10 protein-coding genes, 1 tRNA gene and 1 other RNA gene are annotated in these 10,012 nt (G+C 61.7%); 11 read left to right on the top strand and 1 reads right to left on the bottom strand.

What is annotated here, in order from left to right; genetic code table 11:
- Positions 1-715: 715 nt before the first annotated feature.
- The 11 genes from HZB53_18640 to rsmA all read left to right on the top strand — a co-directional run bounded on the left by HZB53_18640 (position 716) and on the right by rsmA (position 7,389).
- Positions 716-1,180 carry an SRPBCC family protein gene (locus tag HZB53_18640; protein MBI5879670.1) on the top strand — a complete coding sequence of 155 codons (465 nt, stop codon included), beginning with the start codon at positions 716-718 and terminating at the stop codon, positions 1,178-1,180.
- Positions 1,181-1,280: 100 nt separating this feature from the next.
- Positions 1,281-1,838, top strand: coding sequence for a dihydrofolate reductase (locus HZB53_18635; protein ID MBI5879669.1), 558 nt, complete (start codon positions 1,281-1,283; stop codon positions 1,836-1,838).
- 109 nt (positions 1,839-1,947) lie between these two features.
- Complete coding sequence (locus HZB53_18630; protein MBI5879668.1) at positions 1,948-2,256, top strand: hypothetical protein; 309 nt, start codon at positions 1,948-1,950, stop codon at positions 2,254-2,256.
- 217 nt (positions 2,257-2,473) lie between these two features.
- Positions 2,474-2,893 carry a nuclear transport factor 2 family protein gene (locus HZB53_18625; protein ID MBI5879667.1) on the top strand — a complete coding sequence of 140 codons (420 nt, stop codon included), beginning with the start codon at positions 2,474-2,476 and terminating at the stop codon, positions 2,891-2,893.
- Between the two features lie 112 nt (positions 2,894-3,005).
- Positions 3,006-3,092: transfer RNA gene (locus HZB53_18620), tRNA-Ser, on the top strand.
- Positions 3,093-3,216: 124 nt separating this feature from the next.
- The gene (locus tag HZB53_18615; protein MBI5879666.1) at positions 3,217-3,762 is read left to right on the top strand and encodes a DUF1697 domain-containing protein; all 546 of its coding nucleotides are present in this window, start codon (positions 3,217-3,219) and stop codon (positions 3,760-3,762) included.
- A 46-nt stretch (positions 3,763-3,808) separates the two neighbouring features.
- A complete protein-coding gene (locus tag HZB53_18610; protein ID MBI5879665.1) occupies positions 3,809-4,237 on the top strand; it encodes an SRPBCC domain-containing protein in 429 nt (142 codons plus the stop codon).
- A gap of 54 nt (positions 4,238-4,291) precedes the next feature.
- Complete coding sequence (locus HZB53_18605) at positions 4,292-4,699, top strand: VOC family protein (protein ID MBI5879664.1); 408 nt, start codon at positions 4,292-4,294, stop codon at positions 4,697-4,699.
- A gap of 83 nt (positions 4,700-4,782) precedes the next feature.
- Positions 4,783-4,983, top strand: an RNA gene (gene ffs / locus HZB53_18600) — signal recognition particle sRNA large type.
- 65 nt (positions 4,984-5,048) lie between these two features.
- Positions 5,049-6,542 carry a DUF348 domain-containing protein gene (locus HZB53_18595; protein MBI5879663.1) on the top strand — a complete coding sequence of 498 codons (1,494 nt, stop codon included), beginning with the start codon at positions 5,049-5,051 and terminating at the stop codon, positions 6,540-6,542.
- Between the two features lie 67 nt (positions 6,543-6,609).
- Positions 6,610-7,389, top strand: coding sequence for a ribosomal RNA small subunit methyltransferase A (gene rsmA / locus HZB53_18590; protein MBI5879662.1), 780 nt, complete (start codon positions 6,610-6,612; stop codon positions 7,387-7,389).
- Positions 7,390-7,490: 101 nt separating this feature from the next.
- Here rsmA and HZB53_18585 read toward each other — a convergent pair whose 3' ends face one another.
- On the bottom strand, positions 7,491-9,848 hold the full coding sequence (locus HZB53_18585) for a tetratricopeptide repeat protein (protein ID MBI5879661.1): 2,358 nt from the start codon (positions 9,846-9,848) through the stop codon (positions 7,491-7,493).
- Positions 9,849-10,012 lie beyond the last annotated feature (164 nt).

Raw genomic sequence — 10,012 nt, 5'->3', positions numbered from 1 at the left:
CCCAACTTCGTTGGGAGGGGGCCGGGGGGAGGGCAGCATTACTTGCTCGTCGTATCGGTTTGCGTGACAAGCACCTGAGCACCAGCGCTTGACAAGCCGCAATTGGAAAGTACCCGTACAAAGGCAAATTGAGAATTGCTGAAACTTGTCGCGGCGACTTGACGGGTAGGAACATATGTTCTATAATGAACTTAGCAGTCGTCGGTCGCCTGCAGAGTCGCACTCGCCCATACGCGCGAGATCTTGTGTGAGGGCATCTCACGCTATTCCCGGCAGATCACGAGAACGTGTTGTGGCATGGCGGCATGGCGAAGCAATCTGCGTGCCACGATTGGACTGGCATGCCGCGAACGTGCGGTCGCGCCAGTCGTCGCTCCCGCGAAAGCGGGAGCCCAGGGGCAACACCTCTGGATGCCCGCTTTCGCGGGCATGACAGGCTGATCGCCCTGCGAACAGTTTCTGCCATCGTGCACGACGGAAACTGCCTTGGGATTCTCGCATGGCGGATTAGCGTATCGTCACTTTCGTGAACTACTGATTTCGAGATGGGCAAACTCAAGACGTTTGATTGATAACGCGTCCGCACCAAATAGAATAGGCATAAACGACGCGTTATCATCGATTCTTTGAAATCCGGTCGAAATCAAACGGGAGCCTCTCGTGCGCACGCCTGGAACTTGCCGTTGCCAGCATGAACCTGCCGCCAAAGGAAAAAATGAGCGATAACTCAACCCGCATCAGTCACCACGTGAACGCGCCTCGCGAGATGGTCTATCGTGCGCTTCTCGATGCGCATGCGGTCGCGAAGTGGAAAGTACCGGACGGCATGACCTGCCAGGTGCATGAGTTCGAAGCACGCGAAGGTGGCTCAATCAGAATCTCACTCACCTATGACGAGCCGACTGGGACTGGCAAGACGACCTCGCATACCGACACGTACCACGGCCGCTTCGTGAAGCTCGTGCCCAACAAGCAGGTTGTCGAAGTGGACGAGTTCGAGACGACAGATCCGGCGCTGCACGGCGAGATGACGGTCACTATCACGCTTACTGATGCCGACGGTGGCACTGATGTCCTTGGCGTGCACGAGGGGCTGCCTCGCGGCGTTTCGATCGCCGACAACGAGCTTGGCTGGCGGTTGGCACTCGCGAAGCTCGCGGCGCTCGTCGAGGCAGGCTAGCGATCGCGCTTGCGGCGATTTTTCAAGCATACACCGCTGGGCAGAGGCGGCCCGCGCGCAGGTGGATGCACACACAAAGGAGCATATGAGAAAAGTTGTCATGCTCAACAGAGTCTCGATTGACGGCTTTTTCTGCGGCCCCAATGGAGCGATCGATTGGTTCATACACGATCCCGCTGTTGATCGCGCAGCCCACGAAATGATGAGCCCGGACACGCTGCTATTGGGCCGGCTGACCTATGACATGTTCTTTGGCTATTGGCCGCACGTGGCGAAGGATCCGGATGCCCCTGAAGGCGCGCGGGTTCTCGCCAACGAATTGAGCCGGATGAACAAGGTAGTCTTCTCGCAAACGATGAATGCAGTCGGCTGGGAAAACTCCAGGCTCGTTCACGGCGCCGCGGCCGGCGAGGTTCGGAGCCTGAAGCAAGCGCAGGGCGCCGACATCACGATCTTTGGCAGCGGAACGATCGTGCAGCAGCTGGCCAGCGAAAGATTGATCGACGAATACCTGATCATCGTAACCCCGGTGGTTGTGGGGACGGGCAAACCGCTATTCCACAACGTTGGGCGCTTCGACCTCTCGCTCCTGGAAACGAGGCGCTTTGCATCCGGCAATGTATTGCTACATTACCGGGCAGGCGCACCGGCCGCGTAAGTTGGAGCCAATCCCCGCTCCGGCGACGCCGGTGGGTGAGCCGGTCGAACCCCGTCGCGGGAGCAGGTTAGTGTGAGGGTAATCCGAGCGTGGAAAGGCACGGTTATCGATGAGCGTGAAGACCACAAAAGGGAATTTGAGGGTTTGCAGTCGCGGACACAAATTCTATAAGAGCAGCGACTGTCCGGTATGCCCGACCTGCTGGTCGGGGTACTATCGGAAGCGCCTGCAAAACGACCTGCCCGACGACCTCGCCGCCCCGGCGCTGCGCGCCCTGCTCAATGCCAAAATTACCCGACTGACGCAACTTACAAAACGAACCGAAGCGGAGATACTGGCCCTGCACGGCATGGGACCGAACGGGACCAGCAAGCTTCGCCAGGCGCTCAAGTCGAAAGGATTGGCATTCAGGCCATAATGCTCGCCCTCGACGCGCCGGCCCTCGTCCTGCCCACTTTGGCCGGCAAGGTCTACGTGGCAGCCCGGCCGATGAAGTGCGCCAGTGACCTTCAGGGTATTTGGGCGCGCCCCGCGCCGATGCTATGATTTCAGGCGTGGGGTGGTCGCATAGCTAATGTTGCCTATCGTCCCGGTCATCGACTACTACATGCAAGCCGCCACTTTGGAGAACAAAATTGAAGAGAAAAGCAGACACACCTGACCAAGCTCAGATTCGCGCATTGCTCGACGAGTGGGCGGCTGCCACCCGTCAAGATCGTAAAGACGATGTCCTGGCTAATCATGCTGCAGACGTTCTCATCTACGATGTGCTTCCACCCATGAAATATGAAGGTGCAGCAGCATATCGTCGTAGTTGGGCTGAGTGGCAACCAGAAACCAAAGGTGAAGTGAAGTTCGGCTTCGAGGACTTGGCGATTACTACCGGGTCTGACGTCGCGTTTGCCACGTGCTTCATCCGATGCGGCGGTACAAAACCGAACGGTCAGACCTTTGAAGATTTAGTCCGCGCGACTATTTGCCTACAGAAACTTGACGGCGCATGGAAGGTAAAGCATCAGCACATATCCATGCCATTGCCGCCACATGGTGGCTAGCGCAACCCAAAGCGCGCCCCTTGATTCCATTGCAGCGTTCCGCTCTCGTCAATAGCCGCACAAGCGCGTTCAATTTGGGCGCGCCCCGCGCCGATGCTATAATTTCAGGCGTGGGGAGGTCGCATAGTGGCCTAGTGCGCACGCCTGGAAAGCGTGTAGGCGATGAGCCTCGCGGGTTCGAATCCCGCCCTTCCCGCCAGCAAAGTGGTTTGCGGCGGGTGGGGTCAAAGCCCCACCCGCCCTGAGCGGTTCGCCGCCCCCCTGCGCCCCGCGAGCGGAACGCCCCCGCCATTCTGCGGTGGGGTTGCATTCAAGAACCAATAATGAAAACCTATGTCATTCTGTTGCGTGGGGTCATGCCGATCGGCAAAAACAAAGTGCCGATGGCGCCACTGCGCGAAGTGCTCGCTGGGAACGGCTTTGAGAATGTACGCACTTACATTCAGAGCGGTAACGTGCTTGTGGACACGGATCTTTCTGCGGGAGCGGTTGAGCAGCGCGTTCACGACCTTATCAAAGAACACGTCGGGCCGGATTTGGTCGTGATAGCGCGGACGGGCGCGCAACTACAAAGGGTCCTGGCTGCAAACCCGTTTACGCAAGGCTATGACATCTCCCGCGTGTTCTTTGTATCATTCAAAGCGTCGCCGCAGACGCAGGCCGTCACGGAATTGCTCGCGATGGATTTTTCGCCGGAGCAAATTGCGATCACCAGGAACGCCGGCTATTTGTATATCCCGGGCAGCGCCGCCCGCTCAAAGCTTTCCAATGGTCTGCTCGAAAAAAGACTGGGCGTCTCCGCCACAACGCGCAATGGTAATACGCTCAACAGGCTTATCGCGCTGAGTAACGAACGGCGCCGCTTGTGAAGTCACAAGGATTTGTCGCCAAAGTAGAATCTATTAGAATAGACACATGGACAACGGATTGATCGCGAAGGTATCAACGACTATCAATGTTCCCGTCGCCAGAGTCTGGGAAGCATTGACAAAGCCCGAAATCATCGGGCAATACATGTTCGGGACGAACGTCGTTTCTGACTGGCGGGTCGGCAGCGCCATCGTCTGGCAGGGTGAGTGGCAAGGGAGGTCGTACGAGGACAAAGGCACGATTCTCCGGCTGGAACCGGGCCGCTCATTGCAATACAGTCATTTCAGCCCGCTTTCAGGCCAGCCGGATCGTCCGGAAAATTACCACACCGTCACCATTGAACTTTTCAGCCATGGCATGCAAACGGGCTTGACGCTTTCGCAGGACAACAATGCGACGGAAGCAGACCGCGAGCATTCCGAGAAGAACTGGACGATGATGCTTGACGGGATGAAGAGGCTGTTGGAAAAATAGTTCGGGAATCTGCGGCCAAAAAAAACCGGGCCCGGCCCAACCAGGGGCGACCTCATGCAAAAGACCACACCTTTTCTCATGTTTGTCGGCGCGCAGTGCGGCAAGGCCGAAGAGGCGATGAAGTTCTACACATCGCTCTTTGTGCATTCGGAGATACGGCACATCGAGTATTTCAAAGCCGGAGATCCGGGCGGGAAAGAGGGTCTGGTCAAGCTCGCCGTGTTCACGCTTGACGGCCAGGACTACATGGCCAGCGACAGCCCGTTCCCGCACCAGTTCACCTTCACGCCGTCTATATCCGTTTTCGTCAATTGCGATACGGAAGACGAGCTCATTGCGCGCTATCAGAAACTTGCCGAGGGAGGCACGGTCATGATGCCGCTCGACGACTACGGTTTCAGCCGCAAATTTGGCTGGGTGGCCGATCGGTTTGGCGTTTCATGGCAGTTGAATCTCCCGTAAAATGAGAACGGCTCTTTGTGGACTTGCGGCCGGCAGAGCCACGATAAACACACTGGCCGCTTTCCCAAGGGACTTGCGGAAGACCGATATATAATTACCCGGCGTATTGTGCCGGTGTAGTCGATCCAAACGGTTGTGTGCGTAATGCTGCTGATTGGGTCCTGTGCGGCAGGAAACTGCGAACCCCGCCAGGGCCGAAAGGAAGCAACGGTAAGCAGAGCTTTCTGGGTGCCACAGGGGTGCCTGGTCAGCAGCATTACGCACGCAACCGTTTTGCGTTTCGGCAGGCGGCTCGCTTCGCCGCCTGCTCCGGCTGCTCTCCACGCCGCTTGATGTGCCAGGCTGTTCGATGACCACGGAACCGATCGAGTTACCCGCCGCCGCCGGCCGCCCGCTGGTCGTGCGCCTGCACGGCGGGCAGTTCGCGCTGCTCTTCCTGCTCGTGCTGGCCGGCGGGCTGGCGTGGCTCTACACAGCCACCGAGCGCGCCGTGCGCGTTGACGTGAACGGCCGGTCGCTCGACGTTCGCACACACCAGACAACCGTTGGCCGCGCACTGGCCGAGCAGGGCTTCCAGTTAGGCCCGGCCGACTTGGTCACGCCGCCGCTCGACACGCCGTTGGTCGCTGCACCGGCCGTCCGCATCTGGCTCGCGCAGCCGGTCGACGTCGACGCCGACGGACAGGTCTGGCACGTGAACACGCAGAGCGGCAGCATCGCCGATGTGCTGGCCGCATTGAACATCACGCTGGCGCGCGAGGACCGGCTGGCCGCCGGGCAGACCGCCCTGCCGCGCGCCGCGCTCATCGCGCAGTTGAATCCCGCCCCGCTCGATCCGCTGGCGCCGCGCGAACCGGTGCGCGTCAGCGTCCAACGCGCCGTGCCGGTGCGCGTCAGCGACGACGGCGTGGCCTCCACGATCTACACCTATGCCGCGACGGTCGCCGACCTGCTGCGCGAGCTCGATATCCGCATCCACCCCAACGACCGCATCTGGCCGCCGCTCGATGCGCCGGTCAATGCCGGGCTGGCTGTTCGCGTCGAGCGCGCCAAACCGCTGACCATCGTCGTGGACGGGCAGAGTATGGCGGCGCACACGCGCGAGCCAAACATCAGCCGTGCGCTCGTCGAGTCCGGTATCCGGCTCGGCCCGCTCGACTACACGCTGCCGGCCGCCACCGGCCCGGTGCAGGACAACATGACCGTTCAGGTCGTCCGCGTGCGCGAAGAGGTCGTTGAGGAGGCCAGCCCGATCGTGTTCGCGCGGTTGATGCAGGGCGACAACAACCTGGAGATCGACCAGCAGGAATTGCGCCAGCGCGGGCAGAACGGCGAGCACCGCAAGCAGGTGCGGGTGCGCTACGAGAACGGGCGGGAGATCAAGCGCACCGTCGAGCGCGAGTGGGATGCGCGCCCGCCGGTGCCGCAGATCACGGCCTACGGGCGCAAGCTGGTCGTGCGCGCCATGCTGACGCCGTCCGGCCCGATCCAGTACTGGCGCGTGACGCGCATGTACGCCACCTCGTACAGCCCGGCGCGCTCCGGGACGTCGCCGGACAGGCCGTGGTACGGGCGCACATCGTCGGGGTTGCCGGCCGGGCGTGGCGTCATCGCGGTGGATAAGAGCGTCGTGCCGTGGCTGTCAAAGCTGTATGTGCCCGGCTACGGAATCGGCATCGCCGCTGACACCGGCGGCGGTGTGCGCGGGCGCTTGATCGACCTCGGCTTCGAGGATGACACCTACCAGTCGTGGCACGACTGGGTCGACGTGTACTGGCTAGCGCCTCTGCCCGATCCGGAAACGATCCGCTGGATCATGCCGAGCACGCCCGTTGAACGCTAACGGTGCGGCCACGCCCCGGCCCCCCGTCACCGTCGGCGAACTGCGCAGCCTGCTCGACGCGCGCGGACTGCGCCTCAAGAAGAGCCTCGGGCAGAACTTTCTCGTCAACCCGGCACTGTTGGAGCGCGTGGTGCAAGCAGCCGGCGTCGCGGCGGAGGATACCGTCGTCGAGGTCGGCCCTGGCGCGGGCACGCTCACCTACCCGCTGGCGCGCGCCGCGCGGCGCGTCGTCGCCGTCGAGCTTGATCCGCAGATGATCGACATCCTGCGCGAGACGCTGGCCGGCTGCCCCAACGTCGAGCTTGTGCACGCCGACATCCTAAAGCTCGATCTCGACGCCGTGCTCGGCGAGGCGCCGTACAAAGTCGTCGCCAACCTGCCGTACTACATCACCTCGGCCGTCATCCGCAAGTTCCTCGACCGGCCGCGCCCGCCTGAGCGGCTCGTGCTGATGGTGCAGCATGAAGTGGCGCGCCGCATCCTGGCCGCGCCCGGCGAGATGAGCCTGCTGGCGGTCAGCGTGCAGTTCTACGCCGCGCCCTCGCAGGTGCTAAAGCTGCCGGCCGGCGCGTTCTACCCCGCGCCGCAGGTCGATTCCGCGGTGATCCGGCTGGACGTGAGGGCAGAGCGACTCGCCGTCGATGTGGGGACCTTCTTCCGCGTGGCGCACGCCGGCTTCGGACAGAAGCGCAAGACGCTGCGCAACTCGCTCGCGGCGGGGCTGGACATCAGCCCAGCGGACAGCGAGGCGCTGCTCGCGCGCGCCGGCATCGACCCGCAGCGCCGCGCGCAGACGTTGTCGATTGAGGAGTGGGTGCGGCTGACGAACGCGTTCGCGTCATCGTAGGGGCGAAGCATTCGCGGCAAGCCTGAGCGTGTTTTGCGGCACCAGCGCGCGAATGCTTCGCCCCTACTGCCGCACCGTCCCGCTCAGACGGGATCGCAGGGCTAAACATGCGTCTCCTCCAGCGCCAGCGCAATCGCCTGCTCGAGCGTGAGCGCGCGCCCGGCTGATTCCGCCGCATCGAACGTGGCTGCGTCGAATCGCGCGCGGAGAGCCGCTATGCTGCGCTCGTAAAGATCTTGATCAATCGGCAGCATCCGCGTGTGCCACGATTCGAGAAGCGTGTTGACAGCCCCGTAGAGCCGCGCGGCTTCCAGACTCCGTCCTTGCGCCGCATACATGGCCGCCCAGGCCGCAAGGCAAGCTGCCGCACCACGCTGATCTTGGGCCTCCATATTGCTGGCGAGGCTCTCTTGAAAAAGTGCGGCGGCCTCCGCATAATCGCCACGCTGCAGTGCAATTTGACCGAGTCTTCTGATCGGAATGGCGATGCCATCCTTGATGCCAACAATCCGTAATTGTTTCACATAGTCTTCGTACAAGGCATAAGCTTCTTCGGCATCGCCCTCGCTCATCACTATGTCAGCCAGACCCCCAAGTGTGTCTGCCATGAAACGAGGCTCAGTCATCGTGCGAAATTTATCCAACGCTTCGGTCAATAAAGCCCGTCCGGAGGCGTAGTTTTTTTGAGCACTTGCGGTCTCACCCAGGTTCTTAAGCAACCTAGCAACCGTCTGGTCAGCGTTCACGGCTTTTGCGATCGCGAGCGCCTCCTCATAGGACCTTTGTGCTGCGGGGTAATCCCCCTGCCAATACTCCAGATTCCCACGGATTCTGAGGGCGTTCGCTCGCGCCTGCCCGCGCTCAACGGTTTCGGACTGGGCGAGAATCTCTCGCAGGTATGCAAGGCCTTCGACTGTATGTCGCTGTATCCAGAAACTATGCAGCGCACACACGATTCGCATTCCGGACAGGAAATCGCGGCTCTCGAGCGCCCATGCGATCGCTGTGCGAACATTGTCGATTTCAGTCTCGAGCCGGGCTAACCACCATGTCACGTTAGGACCATTCGACTGTGGATAGAACTCCTCTGCCAGGCGGACGTAGAACGCTAAATGCGGCGCGCGCACCGCGTCCCCCTCGGCCGCCTCCATCAATTTGTCCCGTGCATACTGGCGGATCGTCTCCAGCATGGCGTAGCACGGCTCGGCGACCTGTTCGTCCAGCACCACCAGCGATTTGTCCACCAGGCGTGATATCAGTTCGAGCACGTCCGTTTCTGCGATCCCCTCGCCAGCGCACACCGCCTCCGCCGCCTCTAGTGTCCATCCTCCCGCGAATACCGACAGCCTTCGCAACAGTACTCGCTCAGGTTCGGCCAGCAAACTGTAGCTCCAGTCGATCAGCGCGCGGAGTGTCTGCTGGCGCGCCAAGGCTGTGCGGCTTCCGCCCGTGAGCAGACGGAAGCGGTCATCCAGCCGTGCGGCAATCTGGTCAACACTTAACGCCTTTACGCGCGACGCGGCCAGTTCGATCGCCAGCGGGATACCGTCCAGCCGGTAGCAGATTTGTACCACGGCCGGCGCGTTGGCGTTGGTCACCGTGAACGTCGTGCGTGATTGGGTGGCGCGTTCGATGAACAGTTGAACCGCCGCGTACTGCGTTAATTTCTCGACCGAGTCGTGCATGGCATGGGTCGGGCTCGGGCTCTCCAAAGACGGCACACGGTACGCCGTCTCTCCGGCAATCCCGAGCGCCTCGCGGCTGCTGGTCAGGATGCGCGTCTCACGGCTCGCGTGCAATACCGCATCAGCCAGCTTCGCGCAGGCGTCGAGCAGGTGCTCGCAATTGTCGAGTATGAGCAACAGTTGCTTCGTCTGCAGCCAATCGCTTAACGCTGCCAGCATGGGACGACCCGGCTGTTCACGAACTCCCAACACACTGGCGACCGTCTGCGGCACGAGCACCGGATCGGCCAGCGGCGCCAGTTCCACGAACCAGACGCCGTCCCGGTACTTGTCGAGCACCTCGGCGGCCACTTGCAACGACAGCCGCGTCTTGCCAGTGCCGCCCGAACCGGTCAGCGTCAGCAGGCGCGTCGCGACCAGTAGGCGTTGCAGTTCGGCTAACTCGCGTTCGCGTCCGACAAAGCTGGTGACCTGGATCGGCAGGTTGTTGGGGATGGTGTTGAGCGATTGGAGGGCCGGGAAATCGTGCGGCAGGTCGGACACGATCATTTGCCAGAGGCGTTCGGGGTTGAGCAGTCCCTTCAGCCGGTGCTCGCCCATGTCACGAAGGGTGACGCCCTCCGGCAGTTGCCCCGCCAGCAAGGCCGCCGTCGCATTGGATACGAGCGTCTGGCCGCCGTAAGCCGTGGACATCACGCGCTGGACGTGCGCCAGCGTCAGATAGCCGTGATAGTCGCCGTCGCGCGCTTCCGCCGCGCCCGTGTGCAGGCCCATGCGGACGCGGATCAGTAGGGGCAGGGCTTGCCCTATTGGTCATAGGTTAGGGTCATGGCAAAAATGTCAAGAGGCAGAATCGAGTGCTGGCGTGGGTGGCGGTTGCTGGGCGAGCAACGCCTGCAACTCGGCGCGCAGCGAATGGCGCTGGGGCCGTGCGCGTT

It is taken from the genome of Chloroflexota bacterium (assembly GCA_016235055.1).
Classification (GTDB): Bacteria; Chloroflexota; Anaerolineae; order JACRMK01; family JACRMK01; genus JACRMK01.
Note: the sequence above shows the minus strand (reverse complement) of the source record. Positions and strands in the feature narration are given on the sequence as shown.